Source organism: Cryobacterium sp. Y62, from assembly GCF_002929785.1.
Taxonomy (GTDB): domain Bacteria; phylum Actinomycetota; class Actinomycetes; order Actinomycetales; family Microbacteriaceae; genus Cryobacterium.
Genome location: NZ_PJJK01000121.1, coordinates 123,107 through 145,520, shown reverse-complemented (window position 1 = coordinate 145,520; position 22,414 = coordinate 123,107). Strand labels below are relative to the sequence as shown.

Sequence of the window (22,414 nt, the reverse complement as noted above, 5' to 3'; positions counted from 1 at the left end):
GGCTCGGTAGAGTGGACTTATGCCCCGATCGGTTCGCCCAGCACGTTTCCTGGCCCTCGGTGCGCTGGTCGTGGCGGTGATCGGTGCTGTCATTGGGGGAGTCGTGCTCGCCGCGGCTCCAACCGCCCAGGCCGCTGTGCCAACCCTGACCATGCGGCAGGACGTCAACGACTACAGCTTCGACTCCTTCGGCGCCGAGTATGAACTTGCCCGGGACACCGACGGTCGGTCAACCCTCACGACGGTGGAAACGATCGTCGCCCGATTCCCCGACACCGACCAGAACCACGGCATCCGCCGCGCCATCCCCACCCGGTATGACGGTCACCCCACCGGCATCGTGATCGACAGCGTCACCGACGAAAACGGCACGCTGCGCTCGTTCGACACCGACACCGACACCGACACCACGAGTGAAGACCGTGACCAGGAATTCATCGACGTGACGATTGCGACCGATGAGTTCGTGCACGGTGCGCAGACTTACGTCATCAGTTATCACCAGTCCAACGTGATCCTGTACCCGTCCGACGCGAACACCGAAGAGTTCTACTGGGATGTCAACGGCACCGGCTGGGACCAGAGCTTCGGTCTGGTGACCGCGACGGTGCACTTCGATCCGCAACTGGTGGACCACCTGGCGGGCGACGTGTTCTGTTTTCAGGGATCGGAGCTCGCGGACCAGCCGTGTGACGGCATCCGCTTGACCGGCTTGGCCACTGACCCGACCGTGTCGGCGACGGCCACCGATCTGGGGGCGCGGGAGAATGTCACGGTCGTGGTGCAGTTCGAGCCGGGCACCTTCGTGCCCCGCGACGACTCCTTCACAGCCAACGCTTGGCCGGGCATTGCGCTGGTCGCGGCGATTTTTGGGCTGTTGACGGCACTCGTCGCTGGGATCCTGCGGGCCACCCGGTGGCGCGCTGCGCCGGGCCGGTTCACCATCATCGCCGAATATCTTCCGCCGCGAGGCGTCAATCTGCTCACCTCCGGCGACGTCGTCGGTGCCGCTGCCAAGGCGATGGCCGCACAATTCATCAGCTTCGCCGTGCGCGGCAACGTGCGCATTCTTGATGCCGACGACAAGAAGAATCACTTTCTGCTGGAATTCGTGCACGCCGAAGCTGTTGACGAGACCGAAAGCCGCATTCTCGGCAAGCTTTTTCCCGGCTTGCGGCCCGGCGACCAGCGCGACCTGAAGAAAAAAAGCGTTTCACTCAGTAAGGCACTGCAGAAGGAACCGTTGGCGACCCGCGCTGAATCGCTGCGCCTGGGACTGCGGGAGAAGCAGAACGATGGGCTGCGGGTCTGGTTGTTCCTGCTGGCCAGCGTAAGCGCTCTGGCCGCGCTGGCGGCGAGTCTCGGGGCCATCATCACGGTCGTGGGCGGCTTCTGGCCGCTGCTGTTCATCGTGCTGGGTATCGCGGCCGCGGTGGCCACCTTCGTCTGTGCCGGAAATCTGCGACCGCTCACCGACAGCGGCGCTGAACTGCGTGACTATTTGAAAGGCGTCAAGTTGTATATAGGTCTTGCCGAAGCCGAACGGCTTCGTATCCTGCAGAGTCCAAAGGGGGCCGTGCGGTCCGTTTACCGGACAGAGAACGGTCGTTCCGATCTGACCAGAGCTACCATCACAGCGGATGCCCCCTCCCTTCAGATCGTGAAACTCTACGAGCGCGTGCTGCCCTTGGCGGTACTGTTCGGCCAGGAGAAGGAATGGTCGAAGGTAATGGGCGGGTATTACGCCGAGAGCGGCACCCAGCCCGACTGGTATTCCGGAACGGGAATGTTCCAGGCTGCGCTGTTTACCGGTGCTATCAGCAGCTTCTCGGCGTCCTCTGCCGCGTCGTGGTCGGGCACCGCCACGAGCTCTCCGNGGGGGGCGGGGGCGGCGGCGGCGGCGGCGGGGGCGTCTGATGGGACGTGTAATGGGTACACCAGCCGAACCGACCTTCACCCGCGCTGCCCTCGCACCGGGCCTGCTGGGGGCAATCGCCCTGCTCGCCGGCCTCGCCCTGCTGGATAGCGAAAGCTTCATCATCATCCGCTACGCGGTGAGCATCCTCGCGCTCATTCTCTGCGTCTTTGTGCTGCAGGCGCGTTCCTGGTTCTGGCTGATCGGCCTCGTGCCGATGGCGATTCTGTGGAACCCCGTCGTGATTCTTGACCTCAGCGGGCAGGGCTGGGTCTCGGCCCAGTTCATCGCCGCGATCATTTTTATCGCAGTCGGCCTGCGCACCAAGGTACCGGTTCGCAAGAATTGAACGGGGGCGTAGACTACTACCGCGTTGAGAGAACCGGGTCAGGTCTCTACCGTGCACTCGCTGGCGATGGCCGTACTCGTTGAACCAACGCCTGTAAAGGCGCGTGATTCGACGGCACCACCGCTGCGACAGCATCCGCTTGACCACGAGTTTTGCGTGATGATCGCGACCCGTACTGTGTTTCGTGAATCGTTTATTTCTGAGAACTCATCAGAACGATTGGCGGGCTGCAGTGTTCCGGCAACAGTTGGAGGCCGTGACCGGCTCGCGTGGACGGTTACAGCCGGTACCCGTACCGTGCTGCTTTTGAGTGGAGAACAATGGCTTATACCCGCACCGATGCCTCGGGCAGCCGGAACAACCTCGGCCGCGGCGGTATCACCCGCAATCGGGCACACCCGCGTTCGCGTGACGACGACGCGCCGATCATCCCGATTCTTGCCCGCAAGGTGCGCGAGGTCGAGGCGAAGGCGCAGTCCGGGACCAAGCTCGGGCCGACCAACCGCACCAAGTATCAGGTCATTGCCCTGCTCATGCGCGAGGAACGCGCCAGGATCAAGGGCGATAAGGACCTCTCCGACGCCAACCGGGCCGAGCTGCTCAAACGCCTCGATGGTATCGCCCAGATTTTGGCCAAGACCGCAGCTCGCGACACGAGCCTGATCACCCTGCTCGAACCCGATGCCGGCGTCTCCACCGTGGCTCAGCGGTTTCGGCGGGACTGGCTGCTGGAATCCGGTGCCGAACTGAGCCCTGACGAACTCATCATCACCCGCGAACCCGAAGCCAAACCGGTCGTGCTGCAGAACCAGGTCGTCCCCCAGTCGGTCAAAGCCCGGCAGCTAGCCAACCCGTTTCTCGCCCCCGACTTCAGTGCGGCAGCGCAACCGATCGTGCATCCGCGCCGGCTCGCCAATTGGGAACTGCTCGGCCCCCTATTCAAATCGTTTGAGTACGGCGCGGGCGGCCAGGCCGCCAGCATGGATATGCCGGAGGCCCCCAGGCTTGACCGACTGTCGCCGAATGGTATGGAGCTCATGCGGCACCAGGCGCGGTTCATCGAGAGCGCTCGTCTGGGCCACCGCAGCTATCTGCTCGCCGATGAGCCCGGCCTCGGCAAGACGGCGCAGAGCCTGCTGGCGGCATCCGTTGCCAACGCCTACCCTCTGCTGGCCATCGTGCCCAACGTCGTCAAGATGAACTGGGCTCGCGAAGTGGAAATGTGGACACCGAACCGGCGTGCCACCGTCATCCACGGCGATGGTGACACCCTAGACGCCTTCGCCGATGTGGTCGTGGTCAACTACGACGTGCTCGACCGACACCTGGCCTGGCTGGGCACCCTCGGGTTCAAGGGCATGGTCGTCGACGAGGCCCACTTCATCAAGAATCTCGCCTCCCAGCGCTCCAAGCACGTGCTCTCGCTGGCCGACCAGATTCGGCGTCGTACCCCGGGCGGGAACCCGCTGCTGATGGCCCTGACCGGAACACCCCTGATCAACGACGTCGACGATTTTCGGGCCATCTGGCAGTTCCTCGGCTGGATTGACGGCGACAAGCCAGCCCCCGCATTGCTGAAACGCCTCGAAGAAACGGGCCTCACGCCGGCCGACATGGGGTTCTACAAGGAAGCACGCGCTGCTGTCATCGACATGGGCATTGTGCGTCGCCGCAAGATCGACGTCGCCGCTGACCTGCCGGCCAAGCGCATTGCCGATCTCCCGGTCGAGCTCGACGACGACCTCGGTCGGTCCATCCGCCAGGCCGAACGTGAACTCGGTGCCCGGCTGGTTATCCGGTACCGTGCTCTCGTGGCCGCCCGGCACACGGGCTCTGGCGGTCCGGCCCTTCCCGACGAGGACCAGCGGGACGCCTACATTCGCGCCGTCGCGCACGCCGAACTCGAAGATTCCAAGGGCCAGAGCACCGGTGAGAACGTCTTCACAATGGTGCGCAAAATCGGTCAGGCCAAGGCCGGTCTCGCGGCCGACTACGCGGCTCAGCTGGCCCGGTCGGTCGGCAAGGTCGTGTTCTTCGCCAAGCACATCGATGTCATGGACACCGCTGAGGAGATCTTCGCCAAGCGAGACCTTAAAACGGTCTCGTTGCGCGGTGACCAGAGCGCGCTTGCCCGGCAGGCAGCGATCGACGCATTCAACAACGATCCCGACGTTGCGATCGCGGTCTGTTCGCTCACCGCGGCCGGCGTCGGCGTCAACCTGCAGGCCGCCTCGAACGTTGTGCTGGCCGAGCTGAGCTGGACCGCAGCCGAGCAGACCCAGGCCATCGACCGGGTGCACCGCATCGGGCAGGATGAGCCTGTCACCGCCTGGCGCATTATCGCCGCGCACACCATCGATGCGCGCATTGCCGATCTGATCGGCAGCAAGCAGGGCCTTGCTGCTCGTGCGCTGGACGGTTCGCAGGAAGAGTACGCCGCGGCCGACTCTGTGCAGGAGAGCGCCCTGATCTACCTGCTGACCCAGGCACTCGACGGAAAACTGTGAGGCCGTGCGCGACCGACCGGGGCGGGTCGATTTGAGCCGTGCTCGGTCAGGCAGCATGATTGTCAAGCGTGCATCTTTGATGCGCTTGTTCTGACATTGATTGGTGGCGCGCGTCGCGTCATGATCAATCGACCGGATTCGCCCAGCTACCAGGATCGGCCAGCAATGAAGATCGGTATTCTTACTAGCGGCGGCGACTGCCCCGGGCTCAACGCGGTCATTCGCGGTGCCGTGCTCAAGGGCGTGCGCACGCACGATTTTGAGTTCGTCGGAATTCGCAACGGTTGGCGGGGCCTGGTGCAGAGCGAATTCATGCCGCTCGACCGGCACAGCGTTCGCGGGCTGTCTCGTCAGGGCGGCACCATTTTGGGTAGTTCCCGCACCAATCCGTTCGAGGGTGAGAACGGCGGACCGGAGAATATCCAACGCACCCTCGATGAGAACGGCATCGACGCCGTGATCGCCATTGGCGGCGAGGGCACGCTCACCGCCGCGCATCGCCTGACCGAAGCCGGCCTCAACATTGTCGGTGTGCCCAAGACCATCGACAACGACCTTGAAGCCACCGACTATTCCTTCGGCTTCAACACGGCCGTCGAAATCGCCACCGAAGCCATCGACCGGCTGCGCACCACCGCTGAATCCCACGGCCGCTGCATGGTGGTCGAGGTGATGGGACGCCACGTTGGTTGGATCGCCCTGCATTCCGGCATGGCGGGCGGCGCCCATGCCATCCTTATCCCGGAGCAACCGAAGTCGATCGAACAGATTTGCAACTGGGTCGAGCATGTGCGCGACCGCGGCCGTGCCCCCGTCATCGTGGTCTCCGAAGGCTTTCTGCTCTCTGGAATGGAGGAGGCGCACTCTACCAAGGGGTTGGACGCTTTCAATCGTCCCCGCCTCGGTGGAATCAGCGAGGTCATCGCTCCGCTGATCGAAGAACGCACCGGCATCGAGAGCCGAGCGACCGTGCTCGGCCACACCCAGCGCGGCGGCGCCCCCTCGGCTTATGACCGCGTGCTCGCGACTCGACTCGGCATGGCCGCCGTCGACGCGATCCACAACTCGCAGTGGGGATCGATGGTGTCACTGCGCGGCACCGAGATCGACGTCGTGAGCATCGCCGCCGCCACCATCGGTCTCAAGCGCGTCACACCGGCCCGCTACGACGAGGCCGCGGTACTCTTCGGTTAGACAGGCCGTCCGCGCGCGTCGCGGCAGGCTTTGCGTTCTTGGCTCGGGTTCGAACCAGTGCCAATTTCTCAAATGCAGGCCACGACACCGATCGTCGCTGCGACAGCGCAAATCAGATCAGCGCAAATCAGCCGAGTTTGGCCTGAACCTGTGCCAGCGACGGATTGGTCGCCGCTGAGCCGTCGGGGTATAAAATCGTCGGCACAGTCTGGTTGCCGTTATTGAGGCTCATGACGAGCTCCGACGTACCATCAACCCGTTCGATATTCACCTCGGTGTAGCTAATTCCGACGGTGTCGAGCTGCTTCTTCAATCGTTTGCAGTAACCACACCAGTCGGTCGTGAACATGGTGATGGTTCCGGTAGCTGGTACAAAATTCATAATCGGAGCTTATCCGAGCTGCCTCCCAACCAGCTGCGCGCGCGTTAAGATGAGGTAATGACTTTGCCCCAGGTATGTGTGTGCTACCTCACTCGACTATCTGCCGAAGGCAACCAGCAGGTTCTGCTGGGGCGCAAGAAGAAAGGCCTCGGCATGGGAAACATCGTCGGTCTGGGTGGCAAGCTCGAAAGCGGCGAAACCGCAGTGGATGCTGCGGTGCGCGAAATCGAAGAGGAGTCGGGACTCGTGGTGGCGGCATCCGCTTTGACCGAACTGGGCCTGCTCACCTACCTGTTTCCACACCGCAACGAGTGGAGCCAGGAGTCGACCGTCTTCGTCTGCGAGGAGTGGTCGGGAACGCCGCGGGAATCCAACGAGCTGAACCCTCTCTGGTTCGACGTGACGACCCTCCCGGTCGATGAGATGTGGGACGACGCCCGCCATTGGCTGCCCGGTGTGCTCGCCGGTGTGCCCGTGCGCGCCACCTTCACCTTCGGCGCCGATCTAAAGAGCGTGGTGTCCCGTGCCTGATTTCAGCCTCATCATCGTGTTGGTCGTCGCCCTGGCCCTCATTTTCGACTTCACCAACGGCTTTCACGACACGGCAAATGCTATGGCGACCCCGATCGCGACCGGCGCCATGAAGCCCAAGGTCGCCGTCGGTGTCGCCTCGATTCTCAACCTGGTCGGGGCATTCTTGTCGACTGAGGTCGCCCGCACAATCTCGGGCGGCATCATCAAAGAGGGTGACGGCGGGGTGCTGATCACCCCCGAGCTGATCTTCGCCGGTCTGATCGGCGCGATCGTCTGGAACCTGGTCACCTGGCTGATGGGGCTCCCGTCGAGCTCCAGCCATGCCCTGTTCGGCGGTTTGATCGGCGCTACCATCATCGGTGTCGGCACTCAGGCCGTCGACTACAACGTTGTCGCCGCGAAGGTCATTCTGCCCGCCCTGATCGCGCCCGTGATCGCCGGCGTTGTCGCCCTCGTTGCTACCCGCCTCGCGTATATGATCACTCGCCGGGACGTCGGTCAGCCCGACGGGCGCGGCGGCTTTCGCTACGCGCAGATCTTCTCCTCCTCGCTCGTCGCCCTCGCCCACGGCACCAACGATGCACAGAAGACGATGGGTGTGATCACCCTGACCCTGATCGCCGGCGGATTCCAGGCCGTCGGCAGCGGGCCAACGTTCTGGGTGATCGCCGCCTGCGCGCTGGCGATCGCGATCGGCACCTACACTGGCGGCTGGCGCATCATTCGCACCATGGGCACCGGACTGACCGAGATCAAGCCCGCACAGGGCTTTGCCGCTGAAACCAGCACCGCCGCGACCATCCTGGCCTCGAGCCACCTCGGCTTCGCGCTCTCCACCACCCAGGTCGCCTCCGGTTCGGTGATCGGCTCAGGGCTCGGCCGCCGTGGCTCGACGATTCGCTGGGGCATGGCCGGACGCATCGCGCTCGGCTGGGTTATGACGTTGCCCGCCTCGGCCATCATGGGTGCATTCGCGGCCGGGCTGGCCTTGCTCGGCCCGATCGGCATTGTGCTGGACATGGTGATTGGAACCATCGTGATCATGGTCCTGTTCCGCTGGTCCCGGCGCAATCGGGTCACTCACCACACACTGCTCAACGATATCGACGATGCCGGCCGGGTTGTCAGCATCAAGAAAACGCCGCGGCGACTCTCTCGTTCAGCCCGCAGGAAGGTGTCGCTTTGATCGACTGGGCGGCGTTCCTCATCGTTTCCGCAGCGTCGCTCGTCTCGGCGGCACTGGTGGTGAGCCTTTACTCGCTCGGTCTGCGCTTGTTCACCACGGCCGGCCGCATCCCCCTGGTGGGGCCGCACGAGTTCACCGGCGCAATTACCGTGCTGAGCCCCAAGAAGGCCGCGAAGCAGGTCAAGCGAGCGCGCAAGGCTGCCGCGGCGAACCCGCTGTCGGACGCCCAGAAGCGTTTGGCCCTGTACGCCGGCTGCGTTTGCTTTATCCTGTGCGCGGTCGCCGTGCTCTACGGCGTCTATCTGATCGTGCCCGTCCTGCACGCCTAGCCCTGCCACAGTGCCCGGACCCGGGAGATGGTTGGAGGGGGCGCTAGGCGGTTCTGCGTACCCGGGCGACCCAGGTCATCAGGTGGTAGATCACGATGGCAGCGACCGTGCCGAGCGCGATGCCGTTGAAGCTGAGGGTGCCGGCGTTCAGCGTGAAGTCGGCGATGCCGATGATGAGCGCTGTCGCCGCAGTGAACTGGTTGACCGGCTTGGAGAAGTCGACCTTGTTGTCGAGCCAGATCTTCACACCGATGACGCCGATCAGCCCGTACAGCGCGGTGGTGACGCCGCCGAGCACCCCGTCGGGAATCGTGAAGATGATCGCACCGACCTTGGGGGAGAGGCCGAGCAGGATCGCGACAATTCCGGCGACCCAGTAGGCCGCCGTGGAGTAGATGCGCGTCGCCGCCATCACGCCGATGTTCTCGCCGTAGGTCGTGGTTCCGCTACCGCCGCCGAAGCCGGCGAGCATGGTGGCCAGCCCATCGGCGAGCAGCGCCCGCCCGGTGAGCCGGTTCACTTTCGCATCCGTCATTTGCGCTACACCCTTGATGTGGCCGACGTTCTCGGCGATGAGCACGAGCACGACCGGCAGGAAGGCGGGAAGCACCCCGAACACGGCGGCCGGGTTCTCGAATGGGTTGGCCGGGGCGGTGAACGGCGGCAGGCCGATCCAGGCAGCCTCGGCGACGCGGCTGAAGTCGACCTCGCCAAAGAATACGGCCGCCACATAGCCCACCAATACGCCGAGAAAGATCGACAGCCGACCCAGGATGCCGCGAAACAACACCGTGCACAAAATGACCGCGACGAGGGTGATGAGCGCGGTGAGCGGCGCCTTGTCGAAGTTGGCTTTGGCGACCGGGGCCAGGTTGAACCCGATCAGGGCGACGATGGCGCCCGACACGATCGGCGGCATCAGCCGGTCGATCCAGCCGGTGCCGGTGAGCTGCACGATCAACCCGACGAGCGCGAGCAGCAGGCCGACGACCAGAATTCCGAACAGGGCGCTGTCCACGCCCGCCGAGGCCGTTGCCGCGGTGATCGGCGCGATGAACGCGAACGATGAGCCGAGGTAGCTCGGCAGTTTATTGCCGGTGATCAGCAGAAACAACAAGGTTCCTATGCCGGAGAAGAGCAGAGTCGTGCTGGGAGGAAAATCGGTGAGCAGCGGCACCAGAAAGGTGGCGCCGAACATCGCGACGACGTGCTGCGAGCCGATTCCGATGGTCAGCGGCCAGCTCAGGCGTTCGCCCGGGCCGACGACCTCCTGCGCGCCAACCGTTCTTCCGTTTCCGTGCAGGGTCCAGGGCAGTGCCATAACGTTCTCGTTTCTTCTGTTCCGTGATCAGGTTTGAGCGTAGCCTGCGCAGCAATAGACTCGAGCCCATGAGCCAGCTCGCTGATCAGACCACCAATCAGGGTCTCGAGGTGCGAGTGGCCACCGGACTGCTCCGCGGCGTGCGTGAACGCGGCGTACTCGCCTGGCGCGGCATTCCCTACGCGGCGGCTCCGGTGGGCGACCTACGGTTTCGCTCCCCGCAGCCCGCCTCGGCGTGGACCGGCGTGCGGGACGCGAGCCAGTGGGGCCTGATCGCCCCGCAAAGCCACAAGGGTCAGTTTCGCGGCGCCCATCCGCGCATTCCGCAGGGTGAAGACTGCCTCAATCTCAACGTGATCGCCCCCGATGAGCGGATGCGTGACGGCGCGCGATTGCACGGTGCCACTCAACCAGGCAGCGCCCTCCGACCGGTCATGGTGTTCATCCATGGCGGTGCCTACAGCGTCGGATCCAGTCGCGAGGTTCCGCGCCAGGGTGAGGGATTGGTACGGCGCGGCGGTATCGTGTACGTCAGCTTCAACTATCGACTGGGCGCTCTCGGGTACCTGGACTTTTCCCGGTTTGCCTCGCCGGAGCATCCGTTTGAGAGCAATCTGGGGCTGCGCGACCAGGTCGCAGTGTTGAAGTGGGTGCGGAACAACATTCGCGCGTTCGGCGGGGACCCGGATGCCGTCACTCTGTTTGGCGAGTCGGCTGGCGGCAATGCGGTCACCACGTTGATGACGGTGCCAAGCGCGGCCGGCCTGTTCCACCGGGCCATCGCGCAGAGCGCTCCGCCGAACGCGGTCTATCCGAGTGAGCTCACCGCGCGCTGGGCCGGCGAATTCGTAGACAGCCTGAACCAAGGCTCCGCAGACTACGGCGACGAACAAGCGGCCAGCCAGCTGCTCTCCGTCGTCCCGGACGTGCTCGCCGCCGCGACCACCGCGCTGACCGTGCGCACGCCGGATCAGGATCCGGGCACGATTCCGCTCTGCCCGGTCATCGACGGCGATTTTCTGCCGGAGCGGCCGCTCGATGCCTTTCGCGACGGCCGGGCCGCGCGCATCCCACTGATCATCGGTACCAATGCGCGTGAGGGTTCGCTGTTCAGTGGTCGTATCGACATTCTCGCCACCACACCCGCGCGAATCCACACGATCTTCAAGAAAACCAAGAAGAAGGCCAAGAAGGCGCTCAAGGCGCAGTATCCGGGCATTCCGGCGCTGCGGGCCGCACTCGATTTTGGGGGTGACTACTCTTTTTGGTATCCGAGCGTGAAGGTCGCCGAGCGGCACTCCCGATACGCTCCGGTGTACTTCTACCGCTTCGATGCCGCTCCTCGTCTGCTGCGGCTGATGGGCCTCGATGCCACGCACGGCCTCGAACTCTTTCCGCTATTCGACCGCCTCGACGGCTGGTTCGGCCGCGGCATGACTGCCCTCGGCGGGCGCCGCGCCTTTCAGGACATTGGAACAAGAATGCAGGGCTGGTGGCTCGGCTTCGTGCACGACGGGGTGCCTTCGGCTGAGTGGCCGCGGTACGAGGAAGGCACCAGGGAGACCCTCATCATCGATCGGGAGGACCAGGTCGAATCCGACCCGCACCGCGAACGGCGCCTGGCCTGGGGCAGGTTCGTGCCGCACGTCTAAGCCAGCGCCGGCCCGGTCGTAGACTGGAACCTTGCGTTAGAGCCACGGCACCGGGAGCACACCATTAGCAGCACTGAAACACCCACTCAAGCTGCCTCGCCGCAGCCGGCATCGCGTGGTTTGAAGGCCCGCGTCGACTCCTACTTTGAGATCACCAGCCGCGGCTCCACCTGGTCCCGCGAATTCCGCGGGGGAGTCGTCACCTTTGTCACGATGGCCTACATCGTCATTCTGAACCCGCTGATTCTCGGCGGGTTCAGCGCCGACCAGGCTGCCGTCGACGTTGAGGGCGGCTGGCTGCCCAACGAGCAGGTCGCCGCCGTCACCGCGCTGACCGCCGGCGTCATGACCATTCTGTTCGGCGTTATCGCCCGCTTGCCCTACGGCTTCGCCGCCGGTCTCGGCATCAACTCCTTCCTCGCCGTGAGCGTCGTCGGCCAGGTCACCTGGGCCGAAGCAATGGGCCTGGTCGTCATAAACGGCCTCATCATCGTGCTGCTCGCCTCAACCGGCCTGCGCGAACTCATCTTCAACGCCATCCCGCGCCCGCTGAAAGTCGCCATCACGGTCGGCATCGGCCTGTTTATCGCGTTCATTGGACTAGTCGACTCCGGCTTCGTGCGCGCCAGCGGCGCCAACTCGCCGCCGGTGCAGCTCGGCGATGCTGGCTCGATCGCCACTCTGCCGACCGCGATCTTCGTGATCGGGCTGATCATCATGGGTGTGCTGCTGGCTCGCAAGGTCAAGGCCGCCCTGCTGATCGGCATCGTTGCGACCACCATCATCGCCGTCATTCTGGAAGCCATCTTCAAGGTCGGGCCGTCGTTCGGTACGAACCCGGCCGGGTGGAACCTCAACGCCCCGGTGCTGCCGACGAGCGTCGTCGCCCTGCCCGACCTCGGCCTGATCGGCGAGGTCTCCTTCGGCGCTTTCGAGCGCATCGGCATGCTCGCCGCCGTGATGCTGGTCTTCACCCTCGTCTTCACGAACTTCTTCGACGCCATGGGCACCATGACCGGCCTGGCCAGTGAAGCCGGCCTCGCCGACAAGGACGGCAAATTTCCGCGGCTGAAGTCTGCCCTGATCGTCGAGGGCATCGGAGCCGTCGCCGGCGGTGCGACGAGCGCCTCCTCGAACACCGTGTTCATCGAGTCCGGCGCCGGCATCGGCGAGGGAGCCCGCACCGGCGTCGCCAACGTGATCACCGGCATCCTCTTTCTAGCCGCCATGTTCTTCACGCCGTTGACCCAGATCGTGCCGCTCGAGGTGGCCGCAGCCGCCCTCGTCATTGTCGGAGCGCTCATGGTGTCGCAGATTCGCCACCTCGACTTCACCGAATTCTCCAGTACCCTGCCAATCTTCCTCACCATCATCGTGATGCCGCTGACCTACTCCATCGCCAACGGTATCGGCGCCGGCTTCATCAGCTGGGTGCTCGTGCGCAGCCTGTCTGGCAAGGCGCGTGAGATCAGCCCGCTGCTCTGGGTCGTCGCCGTCGGGTTCGTGCTCTACTTCGTGCGCGGCCCGGTCGAGGCGCTCATCGGCTGAGCGACCCGACAAACGGATGCCGCGACGCGGCTACTCGAGAAAACCGCGCAGCAGCAGCGCTGTACCGGCTAAATGCTCTCGCATAGCCTGCGCGGCGGCATCCGCTCGACCGGACAGAATGGCCAACACAATCTGCTCGTGTTGCGCGTCGGAGTGAGCGATGTTCGGACCGAGCGAGGGAATGGAATCAAGCAGTTCGTTGACCCGCATTCGCACATCGGCCAACAGCGGCACGAGCAACGAAGAACCCGCCAACTCACCGATATAGAGGTGTAACCGGGCGTCGAGGCGCCGGTAATCCTCGGGGCTGGCCTCGCGTGCGGCACCCAAACTGGCCCAGAGCAGCTCGCGCTCAGCGGCCGGCAGCACCCGGCTGGCGGCGGCCCGGGCAGCGCCGATTTCGAGAATGTCGCGCAGGGTGAGCACATCGTCGATCGCGGCGGAGACGAGCGCAGGCGCGGCACCTTCGGGGCCGGGCAGCGTGGGAATCACCGCGGTGACGAAGGTGCCACCGTATCGCCCACGCCGAGAAACCAGATAGCCAGCCTCGGCGAGGGAGGCAATGGCGTCGCGCAGCGTGTCCCGACTGACATTCAATTGGGCGGCCAGATCACGCTCGGACGGCAGTCGTTCCCCGGGCGCGACCAAGCCCAGTCGAACCGTCTGCAACAGCCGTTGCACGGTCTCCTCGAAGGCATTGCTGCCCGACACCGGGCGCAGCAGCAGACCGCTATCGAGGCCGCTGACTCCGGGTAGATCGGCCATTATTCTGGGGTGACGTAGGCCGAGCTGATTCCACCGTCGACCAGAAAGGTCGAGCCGGTTATGAACGAGGAATCATCGCTCGCCAGGAAGGCCACAGCCGCCGCGAGCTCTTCGGGCTCGGCGAACCTGCCGACCGGAATATGCACGAGCCGCCGTGCGGCTCGCTCCGGGTCTTTCGCGAACAGCTCCTGCAACAACGGTGTGTTCACCGGGCCGGGGCAGAGGGCGTTCACCCGAATGCCCTGGCGGGCGAACTGCACGCCGAGTTCGCGGCTCATCGCCAGCACTGCGCCCTTCGACGCGGTGTAGGAGATCTGGCTCGTCGCCGAGCCGAGCACGGCGACAAAACTGGCGGTGTTGATGATCGATCCACTGCCCTGTCTGACCATGTGGCGAAGCGCCGCCCGGCAGCACAGATACACCGATTTCAGGTTGACGTCCTGCACGTTTTGCCAGGCGGGCAGTTCGGTGGTTTCAATGGAATCGTCGTTGGACGGTGAAATACCGGCGTTGTTAAACGCCACATCGACCGAGCCGTAGGTGTCGAAAGTGGTGTCGAACAGGTGATTCACTTCATTTTGATCGGTGACGTTGACCTTAACGAACAGCCCGCCGACCAGCGCGGCGGCCGCCTGCCCGGCGGTTTCGTCAAGATCGCCGATCACGACCATCGCCCCCTCAGCGGCAAACCGTTTGGCTGTGGCCAGCCCGATACCGCTTGCCCCGCCGGTGATGACGGCGACCTTGCCGGCCAGGCGCTGGGTCAGGTCCATTCGCGCGATGCTGCTCACGATTTTCTCCTTCAATCTTTGACAAGCGGACGCTTCGCGCAGGTGGTGCGCTAGTCGACCGCGATGAAAACGTTCTTGGTGTCGGTAAAGTTCAGGGGGGCATCCGGCCCCAGCTCACGCCCGAGGCCCGACTGTTTGAAACCGCCGAACGGGGTCGAGTAGCGCACGGAGGAGTGCGAGTTGACCGACAAGTTGCCCGATTCGACGCCGCGTGCCACGCGAAGGGCCCGACCGACATCGCGGGTCCAGATGGAGCCGGACAGCCCGTATTGGGTGTCGTTGGCCAGGCGCACTGCGTCGGCTTCGTCGTTAAACGGCAGCACGACCACGACCGGGCCGAAGATTTCGTCGGTGACACAGCGATCGGTGCGGCTTGCCGGGGTGAGCACGGTTGGTGCGACCCAGAATCCGGGACCGGTCGGGGCGTGGCCTCGAAACGCCACCGGAGCATCCGCTGGCAGATAGGCGGACACCGCCGCGTGGTGCTGGCGAGAGACGAGCGGTCCCATTTCGGTGGCGGGGTCGGCCGGGTCACCCACCGTTACGGCGGCGACGGCCGGTTCGAGCAGCTCCAGGAACCGGTCGAACTTGCTCGCCTGCACCAGAATACGGCTGCGGGCGCAGCAATCCTGGCCGGCGTTCTCAAACACACCGGACGGCGCGGCGGCTGCCGCCCGTTCGAGGTCAGCGTCGGCGAAGACAATGTTGGCGCTCTTGCCACCAAGCTCAAGGGTGACTCGTTTCACCTGCTCGGCGCAGCCCGCCATGATCTGCTTCCCGACCGCGGTCGATCCGGTGAAGACGATCTTGCGCACGTCCGGATGGGTGACGAACCGGGTTCCGACGACGGAACCGCGCCCCGGAAGCACCTGGAACAGCCCATCGGGCAGTCCGGCCTCGAGGGCGAGGGCAGCGAGCCGCAGGCTCGAGAGTGGGGTCCACTCGGCCGGTTTCAGCAGCACGGCATTGCCGGCCGCGAGGGCCGGCGCGAAACCCCAGGCACCGATCGTCATCGGGAAGTTCCACGGTGTGATCACCCCCACCACTCCGAGCGGCTCGTGAAAGGTCAGGTCGATGCCGCCGGCGACCGGAATCTGCTGCCCGAACAGACGCTCGGGCGCCGCCGAGTAATACTCGAGCACGTCACGAACGTGCCCGGCCTCCCAACGGGCCTGCGTGATCGGATGCCCCGAGTTGCGCACCTCGATACCGGCCAGGTTCTCCCGGTTGCTGTCGACGGCCGCGGCGAATCGGCGCAGCATTCGGGCCTTATCGGCCGGATCGACGGCCGCCCACAGCTTCTGGGCCGTGACAGCCCGGGCGATGGCCTCGTCGGTTTCGTCCACGCCGACGTGCTCGATGGTCTCTGCGATCGACTCATCGGCCGGATTGACGATGGTGTAGCTGCTCACGGGATTGCTCCTTCAATCTGGGCCGCCCGATATTCGGTGGCGGCCACAATGAGCCCGCTGAACAGGCGGAGGTCCTCGGGCGACTGTTCCGGATGCCATTGCACGGCTACCCCGAAGGGTACCGCCGGCAGTTCGACCGCCTGCACGATGCCGGCATCCGTTTTCGCCGTCACGGAGAGGCCGTCGGCGACCCGGTCGATGGACTGGTGGTGGTATACCGGAACGGCAGGCAGTTGGGTTTGGCCGTCGAGCAGTGTACTGAGGGTCGTGTTCGGTTCGATGACGACATCGACGACGTTGAACACGCCTCCGCCTGCCTGGTAGCTGGTGTCGCCGACCAGATCGGGCAGATGCTGGTGCAGACTACCGCCGAGGGCAACGTTGAGCATTTGGGCACCGCGACAGATGCCCAGAAATGGCAGTTCGCGGGCGATAGCCTCGTGCAGTAGCAGGTCTTCCCAGGCGTCACGGTCTGGCCGGGATTCATCGGTCTGCGCGTGCGGTGCCTGCCCGTACCGGGCCGGGTCGACGTCTTTTCCGCCGGTGATGATCAGGCCGTCGAGGCCGTCGAGCACCCGCCGGGCGATGGCGGCATTCACCGGCTGGGGTGGCAACAGCACGGCGATCCCGCCCGCACTCGTGACCGCATCGAAGTACACCCGCGGCAGGATCGCTGCCGGCACGTCCCACACCCCCGTCTGGGCCTGTTCTAGATAGGTGGTCAGACCGATGATCGGTCCCGGAGCATTAGAGACGTTCAAAGCCACGCACCCGCTCCCAGTCGGTCACGGCGGCGTCGAAGGCCTCCACCTCGATACGGGCGTTGTTGGCGTAGTGCTCAACGACCTCGTCGCCGAAGGCCTCCCGGGCGATAGCGGACCCGGTGAATAGATCGGCCGCTTCGCGCAGAGTTGAGGGCACCCGGGGCAGGCCGCTGGTATAGGCGTTGCCGGCATAGGCCGGCTCCAGTTCGAGTTCGTGCTCGATGCCGTAGAGACCGGCCGCGATCAGGGCGGCGACGGCGAGATACTGGTTGACGTCGCCGCCGGGCACCCGGTTCTCCACCCGGATGCCGGGGCCATGACCGACCACGCGCAGGGCGCAGGTGCGGTTGTCGATGCCCCAGCCGAGCGCGGTTGGGGCGAAACTACCCGGTACGTAGCGCTTGTACGAATTAATGTTGGGGGCCGAAAAAAGAGTAAGTTCGCGCATCACGGCGAGCTGGCCGGCCACAAATTGGCGGAACAGGGTCGACATGCCAGCTTCGGCATCCGCTTGATAGAACGCTGATTCACCGCCGGGGCGCTGCAGGCTGATATGGATATGGCAGCTGTTGCCCTCGCGCTCGTTGTATTTGGCCATGAAGGTGATGCTCTTACCGTGCGCGTCGGCGATTTCCTTGGCGCCACTTTTGTAGATGGAATGGTTGTCGCAGGTGGCCAGGGCTGTGGCATAGCGAAACCCGATCTCCTGTTGACCGAGGTTGCACTCACCCTTGACGCCCTCGCAGTACATTCCGGCGCCGTCCATGGCCAGGCGGATTTCCCGCAGCAGCGGCTCTATTCGAGTGGATGCCAGCAGCGAGTAGTCGATGTTGTAGTCGCTGGCGGGGGTCAGGCCCCGATACCCCTTCTGCCAGGCGGCGCGGTATCCATCGTCGAACACGATGAATTCCAGCTCGGTCGCGCAAAACGAGACGAGACCGTGTGCGGCCAGCCGGTCGAGCTGCCGCCGCAGAATCTGCCGTGGCGAGGCGACGACGGGGGTGTCGTCGGGCCAGTACAGGTCAGCGGTGACCAGGGCGGTTCCGGGCAGCCACGGCGCCAGACGCAGGGTATCGAGGTCGGGCCGCATCGCCATATCCCCATAGCCGCGGCCCCAGCTCGACATAGCGTAACCCTCGACCGTGTTCATTTCCACGTCGACGGCGAGCAGATAGTTGCAGCACTCAGCGCCGTGCGCCGCGGCATCCTCGAGAAACAGGCGAGCCGAGAGACGCTTGCCGACCAGTCGACCCTGCATGTCCGTGAAGGCGACGATCACCGTATCGATTTCGCCGCGCGCAACCCGCGTGGTCAGCTCGTCCAGCGTGAGGTTTCCGGTCTGGGTAGTCATTGAGCTTCTCCTCGGAGCTGGTCTAGCGAAACGAGTCGGTCACGGCAATCAATCGTGCAATTTTCAACCATTAGACCACAGACGCGGCAGCGTAGGGAAGGGTGGATTGCCTTCGCTGAGTGAATTTTATTTGCACAAAGGTATATACACCCAACCAATCAAGCCATAGCATCGTGCCAACCTCACTGAACCAGTGCTCACCGGCCGAAGATATTTTGGGGGTGTTTAATGACCGGGCGCGCACCAGAGCGCAAAGGAAAAACGGATGTCCAAAGACTCCTTGAAAGTTTCAGGCGTGCAGTACACCACCGCAGAAGCCGGGTACTTCGAGAAACGCAGGCTCAAACGTAGCGCCGGTATTTGGGGCTTGTGGGGACTGGCCGTCGCGGCGGTCATTTCCGGGGATTTCTCCGGCTGGAACTTCGGCATCGGGTTTGCCGGGTTCGGAGGGATGCTCATCGCCTTCTTACTGCTCATCGTCATGTACTACGGCATGATTTTCAGCATCGGGGAAATGGCGGCGGCCATGCCGCATACCGGCGGTGCCTACTCCTTCGCCCGGGCGGCGATGGGCCCGTGGGGCGGATACGTCACGGGGCTTGCTGAGACCATCGAGTACGTCGCAACCACCGCCGTCATCGTCTACTTCTCGGCCAGCTATGCCGACGGGATCACGTCGGAACTGCTCGGCATCTCCTTGCCACCCTGGCTCTGGTGGCTGCTGCTCTATGCCGCATTCATCGCGCTGAACGCCGCCGGAGCGGCGATCTCGTTCAAATTCGCTATCGTCGTGGCCATTATTTCGATCGCCATCCTGCTCGTGTTCTCGGCCATGGCCGCTCTGTCCGGCCTGTTCAGCTGGGACAACCTGTTCAATATCGCGCCGGATGCAGGCCAGAGCGCGTTCCTGCCGCACGGCATCATTCCAATTCTGTTCGCCCTGCCCTACGCCATGTGGTTCTTCCTCGGCATCGAAGAACTGCCGCTCGCCGCCGAGGAAGCGCACAATCCGGTGCGGGACATTCCACGCGCCGGATTCATCGCTCGCTCGACCCTGATCGTGACCGGGCTGCTCGTGCTGTTCCTCAACACCGGAGTGGTCGGTGCTTCGCAAATTGCCGGATCGGAAGAGCCCCTGCTCGATGGATTCCGGGAGATCGTCGGTGACGGCCTGGCGGCCGTGCTGGCCCTGTTTGCGCTGATCGGTTTGCTAGCTTCGCTGCAGGGAATCATGTTCGCCTACGGACGTAACATGTATTCGCTCTCGCGGGCGGGCTACTATCCGAAATTCCTCTCGCTCACCGGAAAACGTCAGACCCCGGCCATCGCCCTGCTGGTCGGCGCGATCATCGGTTTCGTGGCGCTCGTGCTGGTCGAGACCCTGGGTGGCTCCGGCGGCGTCGCCGGAGCCATCGTGCTGAACATCGCCGTCTGGGGCGCCGTGATCGCCTACGTGCTGCAGATGGTGTCGTTCGTTCTGCTGCGCAAGAAGTACCCCAATGCGAGCCGACCGTACCGCAGCCCGTGGGGTATCCCCGGAGCGGTCATCGCCGGCATCCTCTCGCTGGCCATTTTCTTCGGGTTCTTCATCAATGAACCGGCTCGGCCGGCGATCGCGGCCATCGCCGTGGTCTACGTTGTCATGCTCGCGGCCTTCGCTCTCTGGGGTCGCAAGCGACTCGTGCTCTCACCGGAGGAAGAATACGCGGTGTCCGGTGGGTTGCACCGAGACCCGCAGCGGGAAGGCTACGGCGGCACGGTCGAAGACTCGATCCTCGAAAGCGACGATCAGGTCAACCCGCGACCCTGACGCAGGATCGGGTAGGTCGGCGGCATCCGCTTTCTCGATACGTGATTCTGTTCGGCTGCACCAGCGGATGCGGCCGAACAGGTCAATCGGCCGCCTGGATCTGCCGCTAGATTTCGCGGCAGTGCGTCGTGAGCATGCCGATCTTGTCGATCGAAATGGTTACGGTCGAGCCGTCGCGCAGAAAAATGGGGGGCTTGCGGCTGTACCCGGCGCCGCCCGGGCTGCCGGTGGAGATGAGCGTGCCCGGCAGCAGGGTCGAGGTCTTCGACAGGTAAGAGATGATCTCGGCGACGGTGCGCACCATGTCGGCGCTCGAGGCATCTTGCAGGATACGGCCGTCAACGTGGGTGGTCAGCCAGAGGTCCTGCGGGTCACCGATCTCGTCGGCCGTGACGACGAGCGGGCCGGTCGGGGTGAAGCCGTCGAAGGACTTGCAGCGCGACCACTGCGCCTCCGAGAATTGCAGGTCGCGTGCGGTGATATCGTTCACGACGGTGTAGCCGAAGACGTAATCGAGGGCCTTGGCGACCGTCACGTTGCGGGCCGGACGGCCGATGATCACGCCGAGTTCCGCCTCGTAATCGACCTGTTTGGTCAGGTCGCGCGGCCAGATGACGGTCGAGCCGTGCCCGGTGAGCGAGTTGGGCCAGAGCGAAAACACGGTCGCTGCGGTTTCGAGGCGCAGGCTCAGCTCAGAGGAGTGCGCGGCGTAGTTGGCGCCGATGGCGATGATCTGCGGCGGGCGCAGCACCGCGGAGGAATGTCGCAGCTCGTCAACCGGGGTCAGCACTGCCCCGTTGGAAACCGCGTCGAGGCTGATCGCGCGCACGTGCTCGTAGCCGGCATCGCCGCGTTCCAGCAGGTCTTGCAGGTCTCGCGGCGCGTCGTCCATGACGTTGTCGAGAAACAGAGCCGCGTCGTCAAAGACCACGGCCAATCGAGGAATGGAATGGCCGTCAACTCTGAGATGCGCAAATTTCACTCTTCTAGGCTAGCGGCCCGGGCGGCGGCCCACCCTGTGGGGTACTCCAACCCTCATCCGATCCGCTTGGAGGAAACGGGGGAAATGGGCGATTTCGGGAGAGCGGCTGCCCGCCACAGGTGCATTCCCGCGTAGCTGCGCCACGGTGCCCAGCCGGTGCCCCGGGCCGCGAGTGAGCTTGGGGCGACCGGCAGGCCGAGCCGGCCGGCGCCCTGCCGCAGGGCCAGGTCGCTGGTCAACAAAATGTCCGGGCTGCCGAGCACCCGCATTGCCACGTACCCGGCCGTCCATGGTCCGATGCCCGGCAACGCCATCAAACTCGCCTCAAGCTCGGCCCGGGTCTGCCCGAACGAGAGCGCGAGTTCGCCCGATGCCAGCAGTTCGGCTACGTGCAGAATCGTATTGATCCGGGCGCCAGGCCCACGCAGCACCGCCCGCCCGCCGGCCGCGATCTGCGCCGCCGTCGGAAAAAGCAGGCACTGATCGCCGCTCGGCCCCGGCATTCGCTCGCCAACCGCGTCGGCCAGCCGGGCGAGCGCCGTGCGCGCGCCCGCGACCGACACCTGCTGACCGATCAGCGCCCGAAACAGGGTCTCCTCGGCGTCCATGCTGCCTGGTACGCGCAGGCCGGGCGTCTGGGCGACCGAGTCGGCGAGCGCGGGATCGGCGGCGAGCTGGGCGTCGATCGCCTGCGCGTCAGCGTCGAGGTCGAACAGACGCCGCACTCGGCTGACCAGCGGTGCAAGGTCGGCGAGATGCGACAAACGGATGTTGCAGGAAACTGCGGGGGCAGCATCCGTTCCCGACCGGGTCACCTCTACCACGCCCGTGCCATGCGGCAGGCGCACGGTGCGCGTGTAGCTGGAATCGGTGGCCGACTCGACGCCGGTCAGGGCTCTGGTAGCGAGAAAGCGCAGCACACTGGCACCGTCGAACGGCGCCCGGGCGGGAAGCTGGAGCAGAATTTTGGTCTCGGCCTGGTCCTCGTGGGGGAGCGGCCCTGGCCTGCCCAGCCGAGCCGCCCGCACCTCGGAGGGGGTGCGCTCGTAGACGGCGGCGACGGTGTCGTTGAACTGGCGTACGCTGCCAAAACCGGCTGCGAACGCGACGTCGGTGATCGACAGTTCCGTGTTCAGCAGCAGCAGCCGGGCAGTCTGGGCGCGGTGCGCGCGGGCCAGGGCGAGCGGTCCGGCACCGAGCTCGGCGACCAGCACCCGGGTCACGTGCCGGCAAGTGTAGCCGAGGCTGGCCGCGAGCCCCGGCACGCCGTTCCGCTCCACGATGCCGTCCGAGATCAGCCGCATCGCCCGGGCAGCGAGATCGTCACGCATGTTCCAGGCCGGTGAGCCGGGCACGGCGTCGGGCAGGCAGCGTTTGCAGGCCCGCAGGCCGGCTTCGTGCGCGGCCGCAGTGGTGAGGTAGAACGACACATTGCCGGGCTTGGGAGTCGTGGCCGGGCAGCTCGGCCGGCAGTAGATGCCGGTCGTGTGCACGCCGGTGATGAACTGGCCATCGAACCGGGCATCGCGCGAGGACATGGCCCGGTAGCGCTCGGCGAAGACCTGGTCGGCCATTGGCGGGTCGGCGGCGGCAGTTAAGCGGTTCATCCTTTCAGCCTGCCA

Annotated in this window: 19 protein-coding genes; 10 read left to right on the top strand and 9 right to left on the bottom strand. The window is 64.8% G+C overall.

Annotated features, from left to right (window positions below):
• The first annotated feature begins 19 nt into the window (after positions 1 to 19).
• The 4 genes from CXY71_RS19985 (at position 20) to CXY71_RS19970 (ending at position 5,965) form a co-directional block, all read left to right on the top strand.
• On the top strand, positions 20 to 2,026 hold the full coding sequence (locus CXY71_RS19985) for a DUF2207 domain-containing protein (protein ID WP_104139768.1): 2,007 nt from the start codon (positions 20 to 22) through the stop codon (positions 2,024 to 2,026).
• A complete protein-coding gene (locus CXY71_RS19980; protein ID WP_233198434.1) occupies positions 1,929 to 2,264 on the top strand; it encodes a DUF6804 family protein in 336 nt (111 codons plus the stop codon). Before CXY71_RS19985 ends, CXY71_RS19980 begins: the two co-directional genes overlap by 98 nt.
• 320 nt (positions 2,265 to 2,584) lie before the next feature.
• Positions 2,585 to 4,771: a DEAD/DEAH box helicase gene (locus CXY71_RS19975; protein ID WP_104139762.1), complete on the top strand. Its 2,187-nt coding sequence runs from the start codon at positions 2,585 to 2,587 to the stop codon at positions 4,769 to 4,771.
• A 165-nt stretch (positions 4,772 to 4,936) separates the two neighbouring features.
• Complete coding sequence (locus tag CXY71_RS19970; protein ID WP_104139760.1) at positions 4,937 to 5,965, top strand: 6-phosphofructokinase; 1,029 nt, start codon at positions 4,937 to 4,939, stop codon at positions 5,963 to 5,965.
• 127 nt (positions 5,966 to 6,092) lie between these two features.
• On the opposite strand, the gene CXY71_RS19965 is transcribed toward CXY71_RS19970, so the two are convergent.
• The gene (locus tag CXY71_RS19965) at positions 6,093 to 6,347 is read right to left on the bottom strand and encodes a mycoredoxin (RefSeq protein ID WP_104139757.1); all 255 of its coding nucleotides are present in this window, start codon (positions 6,345 to 6,347) and stop codon (positions 6,093 to 6,095) included.
• 57 nt (positions 6,348 to 6,404) lie between these two features.
• Here CXY71_RS19965 and CXY71_RS19960 point away from each other — a divergent pair, with 57 nt between their 5' ends.
• Genes CXY71_RS19960 through CXY71_RS19950 form a run of 3 tightly spaced genes read left to right on the top strand, consistent with a single transcriptional unit; the run spans position 6,405 to position 8,396 of the window.
• Positions 6,405 to 6,878, top strand: a complete 474-nt coding sequence (locus CXY71_RS19960; protein ID WP_104139754.1) for an 8-oxo-dGTP diphosphatase — start codon at positions 6,405 to 6,407, stop codon at positions 6,876 to 6,878.
• Entirely contained in the window at positions 6,871 to 8,067 is a 1,197-nt protein-coding gene (locus CXY71_RS19955; protein ID WP_233198433.1) for an inorganic phosphate transporter, read from the top strand. Before CXY71_RS19960 ends, CXY71_RS19955 begins: the two co-directional genes overlap by 8 nt.
• Positions 8,064 to 8,396 carry a peptidase gene (locus CXY71_RS19950; RefSeq protein WP_104139751.1) on the top strand — a complete coding sequence of 111 codons (333 nt, stop codon included), beginning with the start codon at positions 8,064 to 8,066 and terminating at the stop codon, positions 8,394 to 8,396. Before CXY71_RS19955 ends, CXY71_RS19950 begins: the two co-directional genes overlap by 4 nt.
• 43 nt (positions 8,397 to 8,439) lie before the next feature.
• Here CXY71_RS19950 and CXY71_RS19945 read toward each other — a convergent pair whose 3' ends face one another.
• Positions 8,440 to 9,717: a uracil-xanthine permease family protein gene (locus tag CXY71_RS19945; RefSeq protein WP_104139749.1), complete on the bottom strand. Its 1,278-nt coding sequence runs from the start codon at positions 9,715 to 9,717 to the stop codon at positions 8,440 to 8,442.
• Positions 9,718 to 9,785: 68 nt separating this feature from the next.
• Between CXY71_RS19945 and CXY71_RS19940 the strand changes: the two genes are divergently transcribed.
• Positions 9,786 to 11,369, top strand: coding sequence for a carboxylesterase/lipase family protein (locus CXY71_RS19940; protein ID WP_104139745.1), 1,584 nt, complete (start codon positions 9,786 to 9,788; stop codon positions 11,367 to 11,369).
• A gap of 120 nt (positions 11,370 to 11,489) precedes the next feature.
• Positions 11,490 to 12,917 carry an NCS2 family permease gene (locus CXY71_RS19935; protein WP_255411400.1) on the top strand — a complete coding sequence of 476 codons (1,428 nt, stop codon included), beginning with the start codon at positions 11,490 to 11,492 and terminating at the stop codon, positions 12,915 to 12,917.
• A gap of 30 nt (positions 12,918 to 12,947) precedes the next feature.
• Here CXY71_RS19935 and CXY71_RS19930 read toward each other — a convergent pair whose 3' ends face one another.
• From CXY71_RS19930 to CXY71_RS19910, 5 genes are all read right to left on the bottom strand, one after another.
• A complete protein-coding gene (locus CXY71_RS19930; protein WP_104139739.1) occupies positions 12,948 to 13,682 on the bottom strand; it encodes a FadR/GntR family transcriptional regulator in 735 nt (244 codons plus the stop codon).
• Positions 13,682 to 14,455, bottom strand: a complete 774-nt coding sequence (locus CXY71_RS19925; protein ID WP_104140041.1) for a 3-oxoacyl-ACP reductase — start codon at positions 14,453 to 14,455, stop codon at positions 13,682 to 13,684. The genes CXY71_RS19930 and CXY71_RS19925 overlap by 1 nt, the downstream gene beginning before the upstream one ends.
• A gap of 68 nt (positions 14,456 to 14,523) precedes the next feature.
• Complete coding sequence (locus CXY71_RS19920) at positions 14,524 to 15,885, bottom strand: aldehyde dehydrogenase (RefSeq protein ID WP_104139736.1); 1,362 nt, start codon at positions 15,883 to 15,885, stop codon at positions 14,524 to 14,526.
• Entirely contained in the window at positions 15,882 to 16,652 is a 771-nt protein-coding gene (locus tag CXY71_RS19915; RefSeq protein ID WP_199184385.1) for a gamma-glutamyl-gamma-aminobutyrate hydrolase family protein, read from the bottom strand. Before CXY71_RS19915 ends, CXY71_RS19920 begins: the two co-directional genes overlap by 4 nt.
• Positions 16,633 to 18,000, bottom strand: a complete 1,368-nt coding sequence (locus tag CXY71_RS19910; RefSeq protein ID WP_104139733.1) for a glutamine synthetase family protein — start codon at positions 17,998 to 18,000, stop codon at positions 16,633 to 16,635. The genes CXY71_RS19915 and CXY71_RS19910 overlap by 20 nt, the downstream gene beginning before the upstream one ends.
• A 265-nt stretch (positions 18,001 to 18,265) precedes the next feature.
• On the opposite strand from CXY71_RS19910, the gene CXY71_RS19905 reads away from it, so the two are divergent.
• A complete protein-coding gene (locus tag CXY71_RS19905; RefSeq protein WP_104139730.1) occupies positions 18,266 to 19,810 on the top strand; it encodes an amino acid permease in 1,545 nt (514 codons plus the stop codon).
• Positions 19,811 to 19,916: 106 nt separating this feature from the next.
• On the opposite strand, the gene CXY71_RS19900 is transcribed toward CXY71_RS19905, so the two are convergent.
• Positions 19,917 to 20,792 (bottom strand): fumarylacetoacetate hydrolase family protein, encoded by an 876-nt coding sequence (locus tag CXY71_RS19900; RefSeq protein ID WP_233198432.1) that lies wholly within the window; start codon positions 20,790 to 20,792, stop codon positions 19,917 to 19,919.
• Between the two features lie 53 nt (positions 20,793 to 20,845).
• Positions 20,846 to 22,399 (bottom strand): DNA-3-methyladenine glycosylase 2, encoded by a 1,554-nt coding sequence (locus tag CXY71_RS19895; protein ID WP_104139727.1) that lies wholly within the window; start codon positions 22,397 to 22,399, stop codon positions 20,846 to 20,848.
• Positions 22,400 to 22,414: the final 15 nt, after the last annotated feature.

Excerpts from the sequence above, each read along its gene's own strand:
- CXY71_RS19980 (WP_233198434.1), top strand. The coding sequence starts at position 1,929 with ATGGGTACACCAGCCGAACCGACCTTCACCCGCGCTGCCCTCGCACCG.
- CXY71_RS19975 (WP_104139762.1), top strand. The coding sequence starts at position 2,585 with ATGGCTTATACCCGCACCGATGCCTCGGGCAGCCGGAACAACCTCGGC.
- CXY71_RS19970 (WP_104139760.1), top strand. The coding sequence starts at position 4,937 with ATGAAGATCGGTATTCTTACTAGCGGCGGCGACTGCCCCGGGCTCAAC.
- CXY71_RS19965 (WP_104139757.1), bottom strand. The coding sequence starts at position 6,347 with ATGAATTTTGTACCAGCTACCGGAACCATCACCATGTTCACGACCGAC.
- CXY71_RS19960 (WP_104139754.1), top strand. The coding sequence starts at position 6,405 with ATGACTTTGCCCCAGGTATGTGTGTGCTACCTCACTCGACTATCTGCC.
- CXY71_RS19945 (WP_104139749.1), bottom strand. The coding sequence starts at position 9,717 with ATGGCACTGCCCTGGACCCTGCACGGAAACGGAAGAACGGTTGGCGCG.
- CXY71_RS19940 (WP_104139745.1), top strand. The coding sequence starts at position 9,786 with ATGAGCCAGCTCGCTGATCAGACCACCAATCAGGGTCTCGAGGTGCGA.
- CXY71_RS19930 (WP_104139739.1), bottom strand. The coding sequence starts at position 13,682 with ATGGCCGATCTACCCGGAGTCAGCGGCCTCGATAGCGGTCTGCTGCTG.
- CXY71_RS19925 (WP_104140041.1), bottom strand. The coding sequence starts at position 14,455 with ATGGACCTGACCCAGCGCCTGGCCGGCAAGGTCGCCGTCATCACCGGC.
- CXY71_RS19910 (WP_104139733.1), bottom strand. The coding sequence starts at position 18,000 with ATGACTACCCAGACCGGAAACCTCACGCTGGACGAGCTGACCACGCGG.
- CXY71_RS19905 (WP_104139730.1), top strand. The coding sequence starts at position 18,266 with ATGTCCAAAGACTCCTTGAAAGTTTCAGGCGTGCAGTACACCACCGCA.
- CXY71_RS19895 (WP_104139727.1), bottom strand. The coding sequence starts at position 22,399 with ATGAACCGCTTAACTGCCGCCGCCGACCCGCCAATGGCCGACCAGGTC.